Origin of the sequence: Tenacibaculum sp. MAR_2009_124 (assembly GCF_900105455.1) — a bacterium.
Lineage (GTDB): Bacteria > Bacteroidota > Bacteroidia > Flavobacteriales > Flavobacteriaceae > Polaribacter.
Genome location: NZ_FNSF01000003.1, coordinates 70,422 through 89,866, shown reverse-complemented (window position 1 = coordinate 89,866; position 19,445 = coordinate 70,422). Strand labels below are relative to the sequence as shown.

The 19,445-nt window shown below is 32.4% G+C and carries 22 protein-coding genes and 2 tRNA genes; 13 read left to right on the top strand and 11 right to left on the bottom strand.

Annotation, left to right across the window (positions count from 1 at the left end):
- Entirely contained in the window at positions 1–3,123 is a 3,123-nt protein-coding gene (locus BLW23_RS10410) for a glycosyltransferase family 117 protein (RefSeq protein ID WP_093669552.1), read from the bottom strand.
- A 168-nt stretch (positions 3,124–3,291) separates the two neighbouring features.
- Between BLW23_RS10410 and BLW23_RS10405 the strand changes: the two genes are divergently transcribed.
- From BLW23_RS10405 to BLW23_RS10395, 3 genes are all read left to right on the top strand, one after another.
- Positions 3,292–3,362 (top strand) — tRNA-Gln (locus BLW23_RS10405).
- 99 nt (positions 3,363–3,461) lie between these two features.
- A tRNA-Gln gene (locus BLW23_RS10400) sits at positions 3,462–3,532 on the top strand.
- A gap of 390 nt (positions 3,533–3,922) precedes the next feature.
- Positions 3,923–6,355 (top strand): DUF4114 domain-containing protein, encoded by a 2,433-nt coding sequence (locus BLW23_RS10395; RefSeq protein ID WP_176829792.1) that lies wholly within the window; start codon positions 3,923–3,925, stop codon positions 6,353–6,355.
- Positions 6,356–6,402: 47 nt separating this feature from the next.
- Here BLW23_RS10395 and BLW23_RS10390 read toward each other — a convergent pair whose 3' ends face one another.
- Entirely contained in the window at positions 6,403–6,750 is a 348-nt protein-coding gene (locus BLW23_RS10390) for an arsenate reductase family protein (protein ID WP_093669807.1), read from the bottom strand.
- A 48-nt stretch (positions 6,751–6,798) separates the two neighbouring features.
- Between BLW23_RS10390 and BLW23_RS10385 the strand changes: the two genes are divergently transcribed.
- From BLW23_RS10385 to BLW23_RS10365, 5 genes are all read left to right on the top strand, one after another.
- The gene (locus BLW23_RS10385; RefSeq protein WP_093669548.1) at positions 6,799–7,254 is read left to right on the top strand and encodes a DinB family protein; all 456 of its coding nucleotides are present in this window, start codon (positions 6,799–6,801) and stop codon (positions 7,252–7,254) included.
- 131 nt (positions 7,255–7,385) lie between these two features.
- Positions 7,386–8,531 (top strand): cystathionine gamma-synthase, encoded by a 1,146-nt coding sequence (locus BLW23_RS10380; RefSeq protein ID WP_093669545.1) that lies wholly within the window; start codon positions 7,386–7,388, stop codon positions 8,529–8,531.
- A gap of 328 nt (positions 8,532–8,859) precedes the next feature.
- Positions 8,860–9,231, top strand: a complete 372-nt coding sequence (locus BLW23_RS10375; RefSeq protein ID WP_093669543.1) for a Fur family transcriptional regulator — start codon at positions 8,860–8,862, stop codon at positions 9,229–9,231.
- Positions 9,232–9,280: 49 nt separating this feature from the next.
- Entirely contained in the window at positions 9,281–9,877 is a 597-nt protein-coding gene (locus BLW23_RS10370) for a TetR/AcrR family transcriptional regulator (RefSeq protein ID WP_255362779.1), read from the top strand.
- Between the two features lie 53 nt (positions 9,878–9,930).
- Complete coding sequence (locus tag BLW23_RS10365) at positions 9,931–10,413, top strand: acyl-CoA thioesterase (protein ID WP_093669539.1); 483 nt, start codon at positions 9,931–9,933, stop codon at positions 10,411–10,413.
- Positions 10,414–10,476: 63 nt separating this feature from the next.
- Here BLW23_RS10365 and BLW23_RS10360 read toward each other — a convergent pair whose 3' ends face one another.
- From BLW23_RS10360 to panB, 6 genes are all read right to left on the bottom strand, one after another.
- The gene (locus BLW23_RS10360) at positions 10,477–10,896 is read right to left on the bottom strand and encodes a hypothetical protein (protein ID WP_093669537.1); all 420 of its coding nucleotides are present in this window, start codon (positions 10,894–10,896) and stop codon (positions 10,477–10,479) included.
- Positions 10,897–10,959: 63 nt separating this feature from the next.
- The gene (locus tag BLW23_RS10355) at positions 10,960–11,271 is read right to left on the bottom strand and encodes a TM2 domain-containing protein (protein ID WP_093669535.1); all 312 of its coding nucleotides are present in this window, start codon (positions 11,269–11,271) and stop codon (positions 10,960–10,962) included.
- A 30-nt stretch (positions 11,272–11,301) separates the two neighbouring features.
- Positions 11,302–11,691 (bottom strand): VOC family protein, encoded by a 390-nt coding sequence (locus BLW23_RS10350; protein ID WP_093669533.1) that lies wholly within the window; start codon positions 11,689–11,691, stop codon positions 11,302–11,304.
- On the bottom strand, positions 11,688–12,152 hold the full coding sequence (locus BLW23_RS10345; protein WP_093669531.1) for an iron chaperone: 465 nt from the start codon (positions 12,150–12,152) through the stop codon (positions 11,688–11,690). Before BLW23_RS10345 ends, BLW23_RS10350 begins: the two co-directional genes overlap by 4 nt.
- A gap of 30 nt (positions 12,153–12,182) precedes the next feature.
- Positions 12,183–13,115: a 2-hydroxyacid dehydrogenase gene (locus BLW23_RS10340; RefSeq protein ID WP_093669529.1), complete on the bottom strand. Its 933-nt coding sequence runs from the start codon at positions 13,113–13,115 to the stop codon at positions 12,183–12,185.
- A 63-nt stretch (positions 13,116–13,178) separates the two neighbouring features.
- Complete coding sequence (panB, locus tag BLW23_RS10335) at positions 13,179–13,997, bottom strand: 3-methyl-2-oxobutanoate hydroxymethyltransferase (protein ID WP_093669527.1); 819 nt, start codon at positions 13,995–13,997, stop codon at positions 13,179–13,181.
- Positions 13,998–14,123: 126 nt separating this feature from the next.
- On the opposite strand from panB, the gene BLW23_RS10330 reads away from it, so the two are divergent.
- From BLW23_RS10330 to BLW23_RS10310, 5 genes are all read left to right on the top strand, one after another.
- The gene (locus BLW23_RS10330) at positions 14,124–14,597 is read left to right on the top strand and encodes a nuclear transport factor 2 family protein (RefSeq protein WP_093669525.1); all 474 of its coding nucleotides are present in this window, start codon (positions 14,124–14,126) and stop codon (positions 14,595–14,597) included.
- A 1-nt stretch (position 14,598) separates the two neighbouring features.
- Positions 14,599–15,522 (top strand): TolB family protein, encoded by a 924-nt coding sequence (locus BLW23_RS10325; RefSeq protein ID WP_093669523.1) that lies wholly within the window; start codon positions 14,599–14,601, stop codon positions 15,520–15,522.
- A 15-nt stretch (positions 15,523–15,537) separates the two neighbouring features.
- Positions 15,538–16,110 carry a sigma-70 family RNA polymerase sigma factor gene (locus tag BLW23_RS10320; RefSeq protein ID WP_093669521.1) on the top strand — a complete coding sequence of 191 codons (573 nt, stop codon included), beginning with the start codon at positions 15,538–15,540 and terminating at the stop codon, positions 16,108–16,110.
- Between the two features lie 3 nt (positions 16,111–16,113).
- Complete coding sequence (locus tag BLW23_RS10315; protein WP_093669519.1) at positions 16,114–16,374, top strand: hypothetical protein; 261 nt, start codon at positions 16,114–16,116, stop codon at positions 16,372–16,374.
- Between the two features lie 114 nt (positions 16,375–16,488).
- Entirely contained in the window at positions 16,489–17,130 is a 642-nt protein-coding gene (locus BLW23_RS10310; RefSeq protein ID WP_093669517.1) for an O-methyltransferase, read from the top strand.
- 14 nt (positions 17,131–17,144) lie between these two features.
- Here BLW23_RS10310 and BLW23_RS10305 read toward each other — a convergent pair whose 3' ends face one another.
- The 3 genes from BLW23_RS10305 to atpD form a co-directional block, all read right to left on the bottom strand.
- Positions 17,145–17,426: a Sec-independent protein translocase subunit TatA/TatB gene (locus BLW23_RS10305; protein ID WP_093669515.1), complete on the bottom strand. Its 282-nt coding sequence runs from the start codon at positions 17,424–17,426 to the stop codon at positions 17,145–17,147.
- 96 nt (positions 17,427–17,522) lie between these two features.
- Positions 17,523–17,816: a F0F1 ATP synthase subunit delta/epsilon gene (locus BLW23_RS10300; RefSeq protein ID WP_093669513.1), complete on the bottom strand. Its 294-nt coding sequence runs from the start codon at positions 17,814–17,816 to the stop codon at positions 17,523–17,525.
- A 39-nt stretch (positions 17,817–17,855) separates the two neighbouring features.
- The gene (atpD, locus tag BLW23_RS10295; RefSeq protein ID WP_093669511.1) at positions 17,856–19,367 is read right to left on the bottom strand and encodes a F0F1 ATP synthase subunit beta; all 1,512 of its coding nucleotides are present in this window, start codon (positions 19,365–19,367) and stop codon (positions 17,856–17,858) included.
- Positions 19,368–19,445: the final 78 nt, after the last annotated feature.

Sequence of the window (19,445 nt, the reverse complement as noted above, 5' to 3'; positions counted from 1 at the left end):
TTAGGGTTTTATAGTATCCAATTCATCGATAAAAGGATTTAAGTCTTCATCCTCTTCAGGCATTAAATGTTTAAACAATCTACCTACATTAACAAAGCCTTTGAAAATTTCGTCGGAATATTCTTTGGAGTCGTATTGGTTTATTTGTCTAACAACATTTTGATACATATATAATTTTGTGTCAATGTTTTCAATAACAAGATCAATGTCTGCCTCAGAAAAAGTGCTATAATATTTTAAGTGTTGTTTGAAAATATTAATTAAAGTTTCTGCTGTTTCTCTAGCTTTTTCGGTGTCACCAATTTTATAGTATAATTCAGGGTAACCAAGAGAAAGGCTAAAGTGATCAAAATCTCTAATAGGCATTTTATTCAGTGACAAGTCAAGAACTTCCTTTGCTTTTAAACTATCTTTTTGAACAAGATATTCTTCAGATAATCTCATTAAATTATTACGTAACGAAATAGCATTACGTTTACTTTGTTCATCTAAATAAATCTTTCCGTTATTAATGGTTTTCCAATTCCACTTTTTAACATTCTCAAGCATTTTATCTGGATCAATTCTTCCCATTTCAAACATCGATTTATCTTTGTTTGGCGTTTTTATAGGAACAAGTTTATAGGCCATACCATCTAATTGTAGGTAATCTTTTAACCAGATATACTCTTCATCTGCACTTGCGCCTCCCGTAAAGTAAATTGGACGTTTCCAGTCAAAATTGTTTAAGATATCAAGCATTAAAATTCGGTTTTTAGCAATGCCTTGCCCATCAATTGTAATGTCGATATAATCAACAATTTTGTTAGCATCTTTTGCGGCAACTACTCCTGTTTTCAATACGTTTGCTCTATTTACAGGGATCCTAATATGATTTGTAGGATAAAACTTTTCTTTTACATCATTTTCTTCATCAATATAATATGTAGCTTCATGATCACTCTCTATCCACCTCATAAAGTTATTAATGGAGATGATAGAATCTTTAAATCTTGGATGAGGAATATGATATGCCAAATCAAGCGTTCCATACTTATATTGATCGTGCGTTAATTTTGAAGGAATTGGATCAGCATCATAAGTCTTCTTTTTCATTTGATCAATATACCAATCTGTTTGAAAAAGACTTGTGTTTACAATTTTTATATCCTTTCTAACGCCCTCAACCTGCTGCATATACCACAATGGGAAAGTGTCATTGTCTCCAATGGTAAAAATTATGGCATTTGGATCGCAACTTTCCAAATAGGTCTGAGCATTTAATTGAGCTAAATATCGATCCGATCTGTCATGATCATTCCAATTTTGAGCCCCCATTAAAACGGGTACGGCAAGCAAGGAAATTATAGAAACTCCGAGCGCTATAGTTTTATGATTAGCGTACTTTTTAAAGTAATCGTATAAGGCAATTACACCAAAACCTACCCATATAGCAAATACATAGAAAGAACCTACTACGGCATAATCACGTTCCCTTGGTTCAAAGGGTTTTGGATTTGTGTAAAATATAATAGCAAAACCCGTAAAAGCAAAAAATAGTGCTAAAGTGTAAAGGCTTTTTTTGTCCTTGCCAGCCTGGTAGAATAGTCCTATTAATCCTAAAATCAAGGGAAGGAAATAATAGGTATTTCTTCCTTTATTATTTTTAATATCATCAGGTAAGTTTTGTTGAGAACCCAGTCGCATCTCATCAACGAAATTAATACCACTCAACCAGTTCCCATTTTCAAAATCTAAGTGACCTTGAATATCATTTTGTCTTCCAACAAAATTCCACATAAAATAGCGTCCATACATATATCCAAATTGGAAATCAATCATGAACTTTATGTTTTCGCCAAATGTTGGTCTTCGAGAACTATTCGCTGGTATTCCTGCAATTCGTTTGTAATGCTCTTGAGCCCCTGGATCAACCATTCTTGGAATGAATCCTTTATGTTTACTTGACCAGTTTGGTAAAACATTTTTGTATTTATTTACAATAACATATTTACCATCTTTTTTCTCATATTTAGGTTTGTCGTCCTTGTTCGGATTTAATCTATCTTGCTCTCTTTTATAAGCGAAAGAATAATACTTATCGTAAAACACATTGGCATCGCCATATTGTTCACGTTCGTAATAAGCTAGCAATTCTCTTGCGCTTGAAGGATTATTCTCATTAATTACAGTATCAGCATTTGCTCTAATTGGCAGCATTAACCAAGAAGAAAAACCAATCATAATGAATAAAACCGAAAGTATTAATGTATTTACGGTAACAAGATTTTTTTTACGACTATAAGACAGTCCAAAATAAAACAGACCTATTAAAATAATAGCTGCAATAATGGTTCCTGAATTGTAAGGGAGTCCAATTTGATTAATGAAAAATAATTCAGATGCACTGAAAAACTTTAGAGTATACGGAAATAAAATTTTGAATACGAAAGCGAGAACAAAAATAGAAATAACCGTTGCTATTGCGGTTGTTTTTACCGTAATGTTTTTATATGTTTTGAAGAAGTATAATAAAACAATAGAAGGAATAACTAAAAGTGATAATATATGTACCCCAAAGGATAATCCTACTACGAAACTTATAATAACTAACCATTTATTTCCGCGAGGTGTTTTTAACTCACTTTCCCACTTCAGACCGAGCCAAAAAAGTAAAGCCATTAAAAAAGAGGACATTGCATATACTTCGCCTTCAACAGCACTGAACCAAAAACTATCTGAAAAAGTATAAGTTAATGCTCCAACCAATCCACTACCTAAAACAGCAAAAGCTGCATTATTATCAAGTTTTCCATTCTTTTCAGTAATTCTTTTGACTAAATTGGTGATAGTCCAAAACATAAAAAGTATCGTAAATGCACTTGCCAATCCAGACATGAAGTTAACCATAATAGCTAGTTGGCTAGGATCAGTACTAAACATAGCGAAAAAGGCGCCTAGCATTTGAAAAAGAGGAGCACCAGGAGGGTGTCCAACTTCTAAATTAACTGAGGTAGAAATATACTCACCACAATCCCAAGAACTCACAGTTGGTTCTAATGTAAGGGTATAGGTAATTAAAGCCACGGCAAATGAAACCCATCCTAAAATAATGTTCCATTTTTTGTAGTTGAATTCGTTCATATTAGTTTTAATAAGTTGTTGCGAATGTACTAATAACTAGTGTGTTTTAAGTGTAGCAAAAATATAATTTTGATTTTTTATATTGAATAAAGTTCTGTTAAAAGAAATCGTAAAAAAAATTTGCCAAAACAAATTTCTGCATTATATTTGCACCCGCATTAAAGCAATTGGCCTATGGTGTAATGGTAACACACCGGTTTTTGGTACCGATATTCAAGGTTCGAGTCCTTGTAGGCCAACAAAAAGTTAAAATCTAGATTAGAAGCTGTGTTCCTTCATTTGTTAGTTGCAAATTTTGGGAATTTTAATTTTAATTTTTATCTTTGCAAAAGTAAAATTGGCCTATGGTGTAATGGTAACACACCGGTTTTTGGTACCGATATTCAAGGTTCGAGTCCTTGTAGGCCAACAGAAAATCTCAGTAATTATTTACTGAGATTTTTTTTGTTTAGAAATTTTTTGCAAACATTAACGGTTGGGTAGGTTCTATTACTGTCAAAATAAACGAGAGCTTGATAACTTTTTTAGTGAAAACCTCATTCGATTTCTAACGGTTAAAAACTGCATTGAATTGTTAAGTAATGAAGTTTAATTTACTACAATGTTTATTTGGATCTAACAAATCTGTTTTACCATAATTTAATAAGAGATTTAGGGGTTTTGTTGTTTAGGGTGTTGTTTGTTAGTTGTTTAGCTTGGTTTTTAAGCGTTTTAAAGAAGATGTGCCACAGCTTAACGAAAGTTAATACTGGAAGTAAGGTTAGAGTGTAATTTTAAGATGACCAAATCCCAATTTATTATGAAGATAAAATTACTTTCAAGTTTAATGATATTTATGATGTCTATAACATCATTAGGTCAAAATTTTAATTACTTAGGAACATATAGTTCGAACGGAACTCCAGATTATTTAGAAAGCCCTGGTGATAATATTCCAGTATCAACGCTAGAGCTAATTAATAGCGCACTTCCTGAAACTTTTCAAGTGCCATCATACAATCCACATTATATTACGTCAGGATATGATAGTGATATTTTTGTGAATACAACGACAGATGTTTACATGACGTTCGTAGATGAAGGAGCAGGTTTTCGCAATGTTTTAGGTTTTTATTCTTATGATCTAAACAATCCTCCTTCTTCAGCACCAGCTGATGAGGATATTACTATTATTTTTCCAAACAATTCAAAACTAGGGAGTGGAGGAGGATTAGTAGCTGGTGATAAAGTGAAACTTGGGACTTTTACGGCGGGAACAGGAATTGGATTTGTTGTGTTGAGTAATGGATGGAACGGAACTCAAGTAACTAATGGGTATTGGAGGTTACATTCTAACCCAAACTTTAATCCAGAATCAGATATTTCTAAAAGACACCATAATGTATTAATAAAAGATGATGCAAATGAATTGGTGATAATGGGATTTGAAGACATCCATAGAGAACACTCTTGGTGTGATCACGATTTTAATGATGCACTTTATTATATAACCGCTACGGAGTATACTGACATAACAACTACAAATATTGTAAGTTCAAATACATCAACGGATGTTTATTCTGCAAATTTAGGAGGGTTTGAAAGTAAGGGAGACTTAACTGGAAAAATGGCTTTAAAAAATATTAATCGCTTAAAGTTTAATAACGAAGCGTCGTCAAAAAGAATGCAACAGTCTTTCGCGTCAAGGTCAAGATCAAGTGAAGAGTTAGCTAATTATTTTCCTGAGCATGGTATGTTTGAAGTAGAAGAAGCATTTATATCAACATCTCTTGATCCTGTGAATTATTCGAATGCAAATGACGTATTTTCAATAGATTACTATTTACAAGAAGAAAGAGTGTCAGCTGCCTTATTAACAGTTACTGAAGCAAGGATCTATGATCACTCTAAACATATATGTGATCGTTTAAATGGATCAGTATTACAGGACGTTAGACCTTTAATGATTAAGAATCATCGTATGATTTTTTCTATTATTGAAAGAGATAATGGATATATAGAATATACCATTAGTTTTTCAGTGAAAAAAGGAGAGACTGAAAATGAGTTGGTTAGTCGCTGGAATATAGGTGATTACCCAGAGGGGGATTATTTGAATTTCCAAATATGGGGTAAGTCAATGGGACAAGTTGCATTTTTAGTCAATCATGTAATTGAGCAGTTAGAGGTAGAAAAAGAGCTAACTTCTGATGAAGATATAGAAAGGTATATTCCTACAGTATTTGTGAGTTCAGCTGTTTATAGAGATCAGAAACTTAAGATTGATTTTGTAAATAAATCAGGAAATAATGAAATTACGTTAAATGCAAATGTGAGAAAAACGGAGCAAACAGATTTTTACAATATACAAATGCCAATAAGTTTAACAGGTGATTTTTACGAATCAGTAGAAATAGAAACTGGGTTTATGTTTGATGGAGGTTTTGCTTTAATAAATACAGATAACAACACGAGTGATAATGTTTATTTAGCAGATGGTACTTGGGGAATAGATTATTCTTCCGATAACTCAATACTGAATACATACACGGTAAACGAGCAAACCGAGGATCTTAGTTCGGATATGTACCAATTAGAAAGAAGTGCTTCGATTTCTGGAACAACAGAAGGAGCTTTTAATTTATTTAGATATCCTTTACCTGGAGACCTGTCTTTGAATACCCAAGAATTTGAAGGAATTCAGTTTTATATTAAGAATAACACACCTCTCACGGTTTCAATAGTAACACCAGATTTATCTTGGGAAGATAGATGGACGTTTGAACTTTCCGAAAATGACGAGGAGAACTTAGTGTCTATTAATTTTGATGAATTTACTAGTAGAAACGGTGCCAATGATGGGACTATTAACGAGGTGAAAATGATCATGTTTTCTATTCAAGGAGAAAGCGGAAGCCCGATTGATTTTAGCTTAGATGTGAAAGAAATTGCGTTCAAACCATCAGCTACTCTATCTACTGATGATTTTACAATAGATAGTAATGAAGTATTTAACTACCCTAATCCATTCAATTCTAGTACAACCTTTATATTGCCAAAAGAATCAAACCAGATTAAGCTGGAGGTGTATGACGTATTAGGTAGAACAGTTTTTAACGAATATTTACCAACATCTGCAGATAGAAAATCAGTGGAATATTATTCTCCTACAATGGTGTCAGGTATTTATTTGTATATGTTAAAAGACGATCAAGGTAATATCTTCAAAGGAAGGTTTGTGTTGAAGAACTAAAAAATATAACAACAAAAATGGGAAGGCGCACTTTGTGCGCCTTTTTTTTATCCTATTTTTTCTTTAAGACTCTCTATAACTTTTTTACTGTTACCTATAAAAATTTCTTCATCAACAATAAAAACTGGACGTTTTAAAAGAGTATACTCTTTTAAAATATATTGTTTATAGTCAGTTTCAGATAATTCTGAGGTGTTAAGTTGCATTTCTCTGTAAAGTTTGGCTCTTTTATTAAACAAAGCCTCATAGCTATGACTTAAAGAATGCATAGCTTCTAATTGCTCAATGGTAATTGGTTTTGTTTTTATTTCTTGTTTCTCAAACCCTTCAATATTGACTTCTTTTAAAATTCTTCTGCAAGTGTCACAAGTCTGTAAAAAATAAACTTTCTTCATTTTATATACAATGTTTAATAATATCTTTGAGCTAAAATAACCAGAAAAATGAATATACAATTTGAAGCATTAAAAAAATCTAGAGAGTTAGTTTTAAAATTTATTGATGGGTTGACTCTTGAACAATTACATACAATACCAAAAGGGTTTAATAATAATATTGCCTGGAATGTTGCTCATCTTGTGGTAACTCAACAGTTACTACATTACAAATTATCTGGATTACAATGTTTAGTCTCTGACGAGCTGGTTGATAATTATAGAAAAGGTACAAAGCCGAGTGAACCTTTATCAGAAGAAGAGTTTGATGAGGTTAAAGAATTACTTATCGGATTGCCAGACACTTTAAAAGAAGATTATGAAGCTGGAATTTTTAATGAATATACAGAGTACGAGACAAGCACAGGCTTTGTGTTAAGTTCTTTTGAGCATGCAATTGCCTTTAACAACTTACATGAAGGTTTGCATTTAGGAGTTATTATGGCAATGAGAAAATTAGTATAACTTTTGTAGATTTGTAGTAGTTCAATTGCTTCATTTAGAGTAGTGAAGCGTTGAAATATTTAAATAATAATATTAGCACTTTTAAAGTGTTGAAGTATAATATCACATTTAGTGACTAAATTTAAGTACGCATGAAGTTTAACACAAAAACCATACATGGAGGGCAAAAACATGAAGAAGCAACAGGATCTGTCATGCCTCCAATCTTTCAAACATCAACGTATGCTCAATCCAGCCCAGGAGTGCATAAAGGATATGAATATTCAAGAGGTGAAAACCCTACAAGAACTGCATTAGAGAATTCATTTGCTTCTATTGAAAATGGTTCGCATGGATTGGCTTTTTCATCCGGACTTGCGGCTATTGATTGTGTTTTGAGGTTGTTGGAGCCTGGAGATGAAGTGATAGCAGGTGATGATTTATATGGAGGTACTTATAGAATGTTTACTAAGCTGTTTAGTAAATATGGGTTGAAATTTCAGTTTGTTGATATGAATAATACTGATAACGTTACAAATGCGATCTCCGAATCTACAAAATTAATATGGTTGGAAACTCCAACAAACCCTTTAATGAAAATTGCTGATATTACCGAAATAGTGAAGGGTGTAAAAAATGAAAATTCTGCTATTTTAGTAGCAGTTGACAATACTTTCGCAACACCATATTTACAGCGACCTTTGGATTTGGGAGCCGATATCGTAATGCATTCTGCAACGAAATATCTAGGAGGGCATTCAGATTTAGTAATGGGAGCACTAATGGTAAAAAATGCGAAGCTTGCAGAAGATTTACATTTTATTCAATTTGCTGGAGGTGCCGTTGCAGGTCCAATGGATTCGTTTTTGGCTTTAAGAGGAGTAAAAACATTGCACATACGTATGCAACGTCATTGTGAGAACGGAAAAGCGATTGCAAAATATCTTTTGAATCATTCAAAGGTAGGAGAAGTGTATTATCCAGGCTTAAAAGATCATCCAAATCACGATATTGCTAAAAAGCAGATGGATGATTTTGGAGGAATGGTTTCGTTTAGGTTAAAAGACGAAAGTAAGGAAGCTGCATTTAAGTTTTTAGAAAGTACGAAAGTTTTTACGCTTGCTGAATCATTAGGAGGAGTTGAGAGTTTAGTGAATCATCCTAGTACTATGACTCATGCGTCAATTCCAAAACCAGAAAGAGAGAAAATTGGTATTACAGACTCTTTGATACGTTTAAGCGTAGGAATTGAGGATATTGATGATTTAATTTTAGATATAGAACAGGCTCTTAATTAGACTGTTAAATTAATATGTTATAAAGGCATGCTACATAGCATGTCTTTTTTATTGCAACTTACTTGCAGTATTGTGAAATAAGTTATATCTTGCAACAGTGTTGCAGTAATTTGCAATCATTTAATTTAATGTTTTTTAAAAGACAATGCACCTCATTAATTAGCTTTGTTTGGGTTTGAAGTTATTAAAATTTATTGTCTTATATAAGTGCCGACTCGTCGGCACTTTTCGTTTTTCTTTAAAAAAATAGAATTACTATTTTTGCGTTACGATATACAGTTTTATATTGTGTATGGTTTAGTATTCATTTCTTCGTAAAACAGATAACATGAGAAATACAACTTCATTATTGGCTATCAGAAATTACCTGCAAAACACAGATGTGGCAATTAGTGCCGTTGAATTAGTAGATCATTTTTCTGACAGATTTAATAAAACAACAATTTATCGTGTGTTAACTAGATTAGAAAACGTGGGTGAAATACACTCAGTATTAGGGAATGATGCCAATACTTATTATGCTACATGTAGTTCTACATGCAGTGAGCATGATCACAATCATAATCACGTTCACAAACAGTGTAAAAAATGTGGAGAGCTGTCATGTACAGAAGTTCAATTAAAGACTCCTGAAACTGATGGCTTTAAGGTAGAGGAAGCAAGAGTTTTATTAGTAGGATTGTGTAAGAACTGTCAGTAAAATTTAATTAATATACCGATTAGTATATTTTTTTAGTACCTTTGACTTGATGTTAAAGTCTGAAAGAACTAAAATATTCATTATTGAAACGGTAGCGCCTATTTTTAATAGGAATGGTTATTCGGCAATGAGTTTATCTAAAATTACTGAAGCAACAGGCTTAACGAAAGGAGCGATATATGGACATTTTCTAAATAAAGAAGAACTCGCTCAAGAGGCTTTTAAGTTTTCTGTTCGAAGAGTTTTGAGAGACTTGAATTATGTTGTTAATAAAGGAGAAACACCACTAGAAATGTTGTTAAATGTTCCTAAGTTTTATAGGAATTACTATGAATACAATAAGAAATTTGGTGGATGTCCAATATTGAATATTGGAGTGGATTCAGATCATCAAAATGGTTCAATTTCAGATTTGGTAAGAAGCTATAATTATAGAATTTTAGAGAAACTAGCGGATCTCATTGATAAAGCAAAGAATAGTAATGAAGTGGCAGATTCAATTGATAGTATGACGTATGCCAAACGGTTCTTTTACATGATTGAGGGAGCAGTTTATATGTCGCATATTATGAGAGATGAATGGTATTTAATGGACTTGAGTGATACAATGACGAAAATTATAAAAAAAGAATTACAAGAAGTATAACAATATTTTTTTAACCATAAATATACCAATTGGTATATTTTAAAATTAAATTCATGGAATTATTGAAAATTTTAGAAAGTAAAGCAAAGATTAGGTTTCAAGATTGTGATCCTTTTAATCACTTAAATAATGCATCATATTTTAATTACTTAATTAATGCTCGTGAAGACCAAGTTTTAGCTAACTATAAGCTTGATATTTACGATCATGGCAAAGAAACAGGAAAGAGTTGGGTTGTAGGCTCTCATCAAATAGCTTATTTAAAACCTGCAACCTTAATGGAAACGGTTACTATAGAATCACAATTGATTAACTATGGGGCTAAAAACTTGTTCGTTGAAATTAGAATGTTTAACGAAGCTAAAACAGAGCTCAAAGCTATAATGTGGAGCTCTTTTGTATATTTTAATTTGTTAACGTTGTCTTCAGATAAACATCCTGAAGACCTGCTTACCTTATTTGAGAATGTTGTTTTGCCAGTTAAACAAACAACTTTTGAAGAAAGAACGCAAAGTTTACGTTTTCAAAAAGTGTAAGTTTCTATTCTTGTTTAAATAAGAATAGAGTAGAGGTTAGAAGGTATTTCTAACCTCTTTTTATTATTTTCCAAATAATCGCTGAAAAAAGCCTTTTGTTTTTTTAGAAGCTTCTTTAATCTCTTCTTCTGCCTCTTCTACGAAATCAGCAATATGCTCACTTGCTTTCCCTGCAATTTCAGAAGCCTTTTCAGTTACATCTTCTAGCCCTTCTTTAGCGTCTTCAGACAATTCTTTGGCTTTCGATTTTATGTTTTGAACCTCTTCACTTTCAAGAAATTCACTAACCTTTTCTTTTGCATCCTCAGTGAAATCGGCTAATTTTTCACCGGCATTACCAATAACTTCCGAGGCTTTGTTTTTTATATTTTCAACTTCATCACTGTTTATAAATTCTTGAACCTTGTCTTCAGCCTTTTTAACAAAGTCTTTCTCATTATTTGATTCTTTATTATCCAATGGTTTATTGTTTTCTTCTGACATCGTTAAATTGATTTAAGAGTTAGTTAATTATTTATACTAAATGAAATTGAGTGAAAAATAAAATTAAAACCAAGGTTTATAATTTTTTTGGTAGATTTCAATAAATTCTTCATCTGACTTTGTTAGGTATATTATCCCTTCAATAAAACCAATTAAACCAGGGATCCATACTGTAAACATGCCAATGATTAAACACATTAATATGAAAGAGCCTACTGTTACGGATAAAAGTATGATGCCTTCTTTATTATAATTTAACACGAACTTATGTACGCCTATTCCTCCTAAAACAATGGCAAGAACTCCTGCTACAATTCGTTTACTTTCCATGTGTTGAGGTACCACTGGTTTTCCGTGTTCATTTACAATTTCCATATAGTTTGTTATTATTAATTTGCTTTAAAATTATAAAAAAGCTTCGTCTTTTGGTTCCCATAATTCAATTTTATTTCCATCTAAATCAATTATCCAGCCAAATTTACCATAGTCGTACTCTTCAATCTTATTAATTACGGTAACCCCGTTTTCTTTTAGCTCCTCTAGTAATTCTATTAAATTCTCAACACGATAATTGATCATGAAGTCTTTTTTTGAAGGATTAAAATAATCGGTGGCTTTATCAAACGGACTCCATTGAGTCGATCCTTTTTTACCATTTTCTTGATTCCACCAAAAAGTGCAGCCCCATTGATCAGTGTTTAGACCAAGATTCTTTTTATACCATTCTTTTGTTTGTTCTGGATTATCTGTTTTAAAGAAAACACCGCCAATACCAGTTACTTTCCCTTTTTTCATTTCTTGTGTTTTTTTATGTTATTCTCATAAACCGTAATCCATTGATCTACGGATATTTTTTTGACTAATTCAGCAATTAGAACATATGGAATTTCATCTATTTTCTTAAAACGAATACAGCTTTTTCCCATGTCTAATTTTCGTGATGAATATTTTGGGTATTCTTTTACAAACCAATCATGAATTTCGGGGATGGCATAAATGCCGCTGTGATAAAGATTTATAGAGTTTTTTTGTGAAGCAAAACTCATAAAAGGAAGTGGCTCATTTGGCGAGCAATGATAGCCTTCTGGGTAGCTGTTTAAAGGAACGAAATAACCAATCATGCCGTACTGTATTCCTTCTTCGTACCCCTCAGGAATATTTTTTCGAATAGTTTTTCTCAGTTTTTCCAAAACCTCTTTTCTCTCTTCTGGTACTTGAGAGATATAGTCTTCAGGAGAAGTAGCTTCGTATTTCATGTTTATGATGAATTTAGAAGCTACAATTTACTAAAATTTTTTTTTGATCTTATCTACAATGGTTTGAGCTAGTTTTTCTTTACTTTCTGTAGTCCAGCCGGCTACATGTGGAGATAGTATGACTTTTTCAGATTTAATTAAATAATTAAAGGCATTTGGTAGCTCTGTAGTAAATAAGTTTTCGAAAGATTTTTTTTCGTATTCCAGTACATCCAATCCAGCTCCTAAAATATTTCCGCTATCTAAAGCGTTTACTAAGTCTTCTGTAACAACTGATGTACCTCTTGCCGTATTTAATAACCAGAAAGGTTTTTTGAAACCATCAATAAAGTTTGAATTAATCATGTTCATTGTGAGTTCCGTTTGAGGGGTATGTAAGCTAACGATTTCCGCTTTTTCTTGAAATTCTTTTAAGTTTACTTGTAGGCAGTTTTCATCACCAACATTGTCTTTAATGTCGTAACAAATTACTTCTACATCAAAACCTTTAAGCTTTTTAGCAAAAGCTTTCCCCATGTTTCCATAGCCAATAATTCCAACCGTTTTACCATCTAATTCAATACCTCGATTGTCTTCACGAAGCCATTTTCCTTCTCTAACTTCCTTGTCAGCTTTATTTAATTTATTAAATAAAGAAAGAAGCATGCCTAAGGTATGTTCTCCAACGGCATTTCGATTTCCTTCAGGAGCAGAAATTAGATGTATGCCTTTTGTAGTTGCATAATCACAATCTATATTTTCTAAACCAGCTCCAACTCTTCCTATAAATTTTAAATTGGTAGCCTTGTCTATAAAGGAAGGATCAATTGTAAATCGGCTGCGTATAACAATGCCATCATACTGATGTATTTTGGCTTCAATTTCCTCTTTGTTTGAAGTGTAATCTTCGTCATTAGTATAACCAAGTTCATTTAATTGGTTGATCAAAATACAATGATTTGTATCTAAATGTAATACTTTCATGCGAATGAATTTAATCGTCTTATTTAAGGTTTTAGGTAAAGCGGATGTATGTTTGACTCTATGTTAGTATTGCTCTTGTTCGTTTGGAAAATCTTGAGATTTAACATCACTTATATATTGTTGAAAAGCCTTTGTCATTTCTGAATAAAGATCTAGGTATCTTCTTAAAAACCTTGGACTAAATTCATGTGTCATTCCAATCATATCATGAGTAACCAATACCTGACCATCAACACCTCCACCAGCACCAATACCAATAACAGGAATAGATAAACTTTCGGCCACTTCTTGCGCCAGTTTCGCTGGTACCTTTTCTAATACAAGAGCAAAACAGCCTAGTTCTTGTAAGAGTTTAGCATCTTCTTTTAGCTTTTGCGCTTCCTCCTCCTCTTTAGCTCTTACTGTATAAGTTCCAAATTTATAAATCGATTGAGGAGTCAATCCTAAATGCCCCATAACAGGTATCCCTGCCGTTAGTATACGTGATATAGATTCAGAGATTTCGCTTCCACCTTCTAACTTTACCGCATGCCCTCCTGATTCTTTCATTATTCTGATGGCAGAGTCGAGAGCATTTTTTGAATTTCCTTGATAGGTTCCAAATGGAAGATCAACAATGACTAATGACCTATCAATTCCGCGTATAACTGAACTTGCGTGATAAATCATTTGATCAAGAGTTATTGGTAATGTTGTTTCATGTCCTGCCATAACATTTGAGGCAGAGTCTCCAACTAAAATAACATCAATTCCTGCTCCATCAACAATTTTCGCCATGGTATAATCATAGGCTGTAAGCATTGATATTTTTTCATTATTGGCTTTCATTTCAACCAATGATTTTACCGTTACTCTTTTGTACTGTTTTATTGCTGTTGACATTTTATAATCTATTTGTATGATGTAAAAATAGACATTTTGCCGAGATTAATATGTCGTTAATCTTCTGTTAATTAAATTTTTTGAATATTAATTTTTAATAGTTTTAGACATCTAAATTCAATAATTATGCAAAAAATAATTACTGTCCTTATTATTTTAACACTTTCGGCGGTCGTTAAAGCGCAAAGTTCTTCTGAAGAAAATAAAATAAAAAGTACCATTGATACTTTTTTTGAAGGCTTGCATAAAGGGGATAGTTCAATTGTTAAGTCTTCTATTCATACATCGTTAAAGCTGCAAACTACTTTTATGGATAAAGAGTTGAATGCTCAATTAAGAACCCAAAAGAGAAATGAATTATTGGAGGCTATTGCAAGTAAAAAGAAGGAAGATATATACTTTGAAAAGTTACTTTCCTACGAAGTTCATGTAGATGGTAATTTGGCTTCAGTTTGGACGCCTTATGAGTTTTATTATAATGGAAAATTAAGCCATTGTGGTGCAAATTCTTTTCAATTGTTTAATAATAATGGTAAATGGGAGATTATTTATATAGTCGATATGAGAAGACGAAAGAATTGTAATAATACTAGAAATTAGAATGAGATTTGTAGCTATTTTTTATCTGTTAATTTTTGCGGTTAGTGGTCAAGAATCAAAACTTTTTTTACCAGAATTGTTTCGTGATTTTGGGCATGTTCGAGATATATCCATAGGTAATGATGGTACTGAAATTTATTTTACGGCTCAAGGGTATTTAAAAGAGTATTCGTATATAGTTTCATCGAAAAAAATTAATGGTAATTGGAAGGAATTGGAAATTGTCAGTTTTTCTGGTCAAAAAGGAATAAAGGATTTGGAACCGTTTCTATCACCAGATGGACTAAAGTTGTTTTTTGCTTCTAATCGAGAAAGAATAGGAGCTGGGGCAAAGAAAGATATGGATATATGGTATGTAGAGAGAGAAAGTTTGCTGCAAAAGTGGTCTTTACCAATTAACTTAGGAGAAACAATAAATGGTGATAAGGATGAATTCTATCCTTCCGTTTCTAAAAATGGAAATTTATATTTTACTTCCGAAAGAGAAGATAGTAAAGGGAAAGAAGATATATATGTTAGCGAAATAGTTGATGGAGAGTATTTAAAACCAAAACCTTTAAATGATGCTGTAAATAGCGACAAATTTGAATATAACGCTTTTGTTTCTCCTAATGAAGATTACATCATATTTACTTCATATGGGAGAAAAGATGATTTGGGTAGAGGAGATATGTATATCAGTAAAAAGAATAGTTTAGGTAGTTGGATGACTGCGAAACACATGGGAAATAATATTAATACAAAACGAGAAGAATATTGCCCGTTTGTTGATTTTGAAAATAAAATGCTGTATTTTACGTCGGTGAGAACTGAAACAATTGATGTTTTAGAACCAAAAAGAAATTTAAAGGGCATGCTAAAAAAAATTGAGGTTTTACCTAATGGTTTAAGTCGAATTTACTGTACGCCATTAAATAAAATTTAGTGTATATTTGACCAAATGAACCCAAACAAAGAGAAAAATAGTTTATCGCCTGATAAGTGGGTAGATAAATATGCTGATTATTTGTTTAACTATGCTGTTGTGCGAGTTAATAATGAGGCTTTAGCTAAAGATTTAGTTCAAGAAACTTTTTTTGCAGGTTTAAAATCAGCCAAGAATTTCGAAGGGAAATCTACGGAAAGAACATGGCTCGTTTCTATATTAAAAAGAAAAGTGATCGATTATTATAGAAAGATTAATTCGAAGAAAGGTCAGGCTGAAGTAAAAATGAGTTTTTATGATGGGGGTGATAATGAAGGTAATTGGATAGAAGAAAGAGTTCCACAGACATGGAAGAATGAGGCTGAAGAGTATATTGAAAACCAAGAACTGAAGGAACAAATTGATAAATGCATTGATAGCTTACCGGAAAAATACGCTATGGTTTTTAGAATGAAAACTATGCAGGAGTTTGAGACTGAGGAAATTTGTAAGGCACTAAATATTACTCCGTCTAATCTTTGGGTAATCATCCATAGAGCTAGAACTCAATTAAGAGGTTGTTTGGAAAAGAACTGGTTTAATAATTAATTTATGTTTGGAAAGTTTAAAATATCTTGTGACGAGGCTACAACAATTTGTGATAAAGCACAATATGGAGAGGCTACTACATTGGAAAAAATAAAACTGAATATGCATATCATGTTTTGTAAAATATGTAGATTATATTCAAAACAGAATGGTATGTTAACTGGAGTTTATAAGGAAAAAGCCACTGAGTGTAGAGCTAAAAAACATTCAATGACAGACAAGGACAAGTTAGCCTTGCAGGAAAAAATTAAAGAAATAATATAAAGAGCTTTTAGGTTTTTTTTGAAAAAAACCATTTTTTGATTTTTTGTTAGATTGAAACGGAATTTGTTGTAAAGATAAATTCCGTTTTTTTAATTTTGTACTTAAATAGTAAGCATGCATTTTTTACCAGAATCAATAGACAATTATGCTGTAGAGCATTCACAGAAAGAACCTGCAATTTTAAAGGAATTAACCAGAGAAACTTGGCAAAAGGTATTAAATCCAAGAATGTTAAGTGGTGCTTTTCAAGGAAGGGTTTTGTCAATGATTTCTAAATTAATTCAACCAAAGAGAATATTGGAAATAGGAACCTATACTGGGTATTCAGCGCTTTGCTTAGCTGAAGGCCTAAGAAATGATGGATTGTTGTTAACTATTGATAAGAATGAAGAGTTAGAAGAACTTCAAACGAAGTACTTTGAAAAATCGGAATACAAAGATCAAATAAAGCAATATGTTGGTAATGCTATCGAAATTATACCTCAAATAGAGGAGAGGTTTGATATGGTTTTTATAGATGCTGACAAGTCTAACTATTTAAACTATTTTGAGTTGATCATAGGGAAAATGAATTCAGGAGGAATAATTCTTTCTGATAATGTATTATGGAGTGGTAAAGTGGTAGAAGAGTTAAATCCTAAAGATACCGACACAAAAGTTCTATTAGAGTATAATCGCTTATTAAATGAAGATAATCGCTTAGAAACGGTTTTATTGCCAATTAGAGATGGGTTAACAATAAGTAGGGTAAAGTAAAACTATCGGTTTTATTACCTGTTTCTTTTAATAGGGCCTGTTAAGTCGTCAATATTATCTTTAACATCATTAACTTCTTTATTAATGTCTTGAACAATGTTGGAGTCCAAGCCATGTTCCTGAACACTTTCATTTATTTCTCTTTTAATATCGTTGGTGGCATCCTTTATTTGGCGCATTCCTTTACCTAAACCTCTAGCAATTTCAGGTAACTTGTCGGCACCGAAAAACATTACTACAATTAAAAGTATAATAAATATTTCAGGACCTCCGATAAATAAAAAAATAGTATTCATGTAGCAAAGATAGTTAAAAAGACTTATTTTTTTAATAAAAGAAAAAGCCAAACCGTGTTAAATTAGGTTTGGCTTTTTTGTTTATGTTAAAAGTAATTAGTCCGCTAGAATAATTACTTTATTATCTTTCATTTCAATAGTACCCGACTTGATGTCTAGAGTTAAAACTTTATCATCCGCTGGAAGTCTTTCAATGCTACCATGTAAATCATCAAAAGATAAATTGTTCTGAGTATGAACGTGAACTTTTATAGTTCCTTTATCTAAAATAGAAACGATAGGAGCGTGATTATTCAACATTTGGAACTCACCATCAATACCTGGTACAGTTACAGAATCAACATCCGATGAAAATAAGATAGCTTCTGGAGTAACAATTTCTAAAAACATAAATTAAATTGATTATTTAATTAATAATTGTTAATTGAATTATGCTTCAGCTAACATTTTTTCTCCTGCATCAATAGCTTCTTGGATAGATCCTTTTAAGTTGAAAGCTGATTCTGGATACTTATCTAATTCACCATCCATAATCATGTTGAATCCTTTGATTGTATCTTTAATATCAACTAAAACTCCTGGGATACCAGTAAATTGCTCAGCTACGTGGAATGGTTGAGATAAGAAACGTTGTACACGACGTGCTCTATGTACTACTAATTTATCTTCCTCAGATAATTCTTCCATACCTAAAATGGCAATAATATCTTGTAATTCTTTATAACGCTGTAAAAGCTCTTTTACTTTTTGTGCACATCCGTAGTGCTCATCACCAAGAACATCTGCAGAAAGAATTCTAGATGTAGAATCTAATGGATCTACGGCTGGATAAATACCTAATTCTGCAATTTTACGAGATAATACTGTAGTTGCATCTAAGTGGGCAAACGTTGTAGCAGGAGCAGGGTCGGTTAAATCATCTGCAGGTACATATACGGCCTGTACAGAAGTAATAGATCCTTTTTTAGTAGAAGTAATACGTTCTTGCATTGCTCCCATCTCTGTTGCTAAAGTCGGTTGGTAACCTACCGCTGAAGGCATACGTCCAAGAAGTGCAGATACCTCTGAACCAGCTTGTGTAAAACGGAAAATGTTATCAACGAAGAATAATACGTCTTTTCCTTGAGATTCTCCGGCACCATCACGGAAGTATTCAGCGATTGTTAATCCAGATAAAGCAACACGTGCACGTGCACCTGGTGGCTCATTCATTTGACCGAAAACGAAAGTTGCTTTAGAACCTCGCATTCCAGCTCTATCAACTTTTGATAAATCCCATCCACCATCTTCCATAGAGTGCATAAAGTCATCACCATATTTGATAATTCCAGACTCTAACATCTCTCTCAATAAATCGTTACCTTCACGAGTTCTTTCTCCAACACCAGCAAATACAGATAAACCACCGTGACCTTTTGCAATGTTATTAATTAACTCCTGAATTAATACGGTTTTACCAACACCGGCACCACCAAATAAACCAATTTTACCACCTTTTGCATAAGGCTCAATTAAGTCGATTACTTTAATACCAGTAAATAATACTTCAGTAGAAGTAGATAAGTCTTCAAATTTAGGTGCAGAACGGTGAATAGATAAACCATCTTTTCCAGTTTTAGGTAAATCACCTAATCCGTCAATAGCTTCACCTGTAACGTTAAATAAACGTCCGTAAATATCTTTACCTATTGGCATTTGAATTGGGTTACCAGTAGCAATTACTTCTTGCCCTCTTTGTAAACCATCAGTCGCATCCATTGAGATTGTACGTACTGTATCTTCACCAATATGTTGTTGAACTTCTAAAACTAAAGTAGAACCATCGGCTTTATTTATTTCTAATGAATCATAAATCTTTGGCAGTTCAGCGTTTTCTGTATTAAACTCAACATCGATAACTGGACCAATAATTTGAGAAACTTTACCTGTTATTGTAGACATTACTATATGTAATTAAAGTTATTTATTTTGTTAAGTGAGAATTAACTCATTTTTTCAAGGCGCAAAGGTAATTTTTTA

Excerpts from the sequence above, each read along its gene's own strand:
- BLW23_RS10410 (WP_093669552.1), bottom strand. The coding sequence starts at position 3,123 with ATGAACGAATTCAACTACAAAAAATGGAACATTATTTTAGGATGGGTT.
- BLW23_RS10395 (WP_176829792.1), top strand. The coding sequence starts at position 3,923 with ATGAAGATAAAATTACTTTCAAGTTTAATGATATTTATGATGTCTATA.
- BLW23_RS10390 (WP_093669807.1), bottom strand. The coding sequence starts at position 6,750 with ATGAAGAAAGTTTATTTTTTACAGACTTGTGACACTTGCAGAAGAATT.
- BLW23_RS10385 (WP_093669548.1), top strand. The coding sequence starts at position 6,799 with ATGAATATACAATTTGAAGCATTAAAAAAATCTAGAGAGTTAGTTTTA.
- BLW23_RS10380 (WP_093669545.1), top strand. The coding sequence starts at position 7,386 with ATGAAGTTTAACACAAAAACCATACATGGAGGGCAAAAACATGAAGAA.
- BLW23_RS10375 (WP_093669543.1), top strand. The coding sequence starts at position 8,860 with ATGAGAAATACAACTTCATTATTGGCTATCAGAAATTACCTGCAAAAC.
- BLW23_RS10370 (WP_255362779.1), top strand. The coding sequence starts at position 9,281 with ATGTTAAAGTCTGAAAGAACTAAAATATTCATTATTGAAACGGTAGCG.
- BLW23_RS10365 (WP_093669539.1), top strand. The coding sequence starts at position 9,931 with ATGGAATTATTGAAAATTTTAGAAAGTAAAGCAAAGATTAGGTTTCAA.
- BLW23_RS10360 (WP_093669537.1), bottom strand. The coding sequence starts at position 10,896 with ATGTCAGAAGAAAACAATAAACCATTGGATAATAAAGAATCAAATAAT.
- BLW23_RS10355 (WP_093669535.1), bottom strand. The coding sequence starts at position 11,271 with ATGGAAATTGTAAATGAACACGGAAAACCAGTGGTACCTCAACACATG.
- BLW23_RS10350 (WP_093669533.1), bottom strand. The coding sequence starts at position 11,691 with ATGAAAAAAGGGAAAGTAACTGGTATTGGCGGTGTTTTCTTTAAAACA.
- BLW23_RS10345 (WP_093669531.1), bottom strand. The coding sequence starts at position 12,152 with ATGAAATACGAAGCTACTTCTCCTGAAGACTATATCTCTCAAGTACCA.
- BLW23_RS10340 (WP_093669529.1), bottom strand. The coding sequence starts at position 13,115 with ATGAAAGTATTACATTTAGATACAAATCATTGTATTTTGATCAACCAA.
- panB (WP_093669527.1), bottom strand. The coding sequence starts at position 13,997 with ATGTCAACAGCAATAAAACAGTACAAAAGAGTAACGGTAAAATCATTG.
- BLW23_RS10330 (WP_093669525.1), top strand. The coding sequence starts at position 14,124 with ATGCAAAAAATAATTACTGTCCTTATTATTTTAACACTTTCGGCGGTC.
- BLW23_RS10325 (WP_093669523.1), top strand. The coding sequence starts at position 14,599 with ATGAGATTTGTAGCTATTTTTTATCTGTTAATTTTTGCGGTTAGTGGT.
- BLW23_RS10320 (WP_093669521.1), top strand. The coding sequence starts at position 15,538 with ATGAACCCAAACAAAGAGAAAAATAGTTTATCGCCTGATAAGTGGGTA.
- BLW23_RS10315 (WP_093669519.1), top strand. The coding sequence starts at position 16,114 with ATGTTTGGAAAGTTTAAAATATCTTGTGACGAGGCTACAACAATTTGT.
- BLW23_RS10310 (WP_093669517.1), top strand. The coding sequence starts at position 16,489 with ATGCATTTTTTACCAGAATCAATAGACAATTATGCTGTAGAGCATTCA.
- BLW23_RS10305 (WP_093669515.1), bottom strand. The coding sequence starts at position 17,426 with ATGAATACTATTTTTTTATTTATCGGAGGTCCTGAAATATTTATTATA.
- BLW23_RS10300 (WP_093669513.1), bottom strand. The coding sequence starts at position 17,816 with ATGTTTTTAGAAATTGTTACTCCAGAAGCTATCTTATTTTCATCGGAT.
- atpD (WP_093669511.1), bottom strand. The coding sequence starts at position 19,367 with ATGTCTACAATAACAGGTAAAGTTTCTCAAATTATTGGTCCAGTTATC.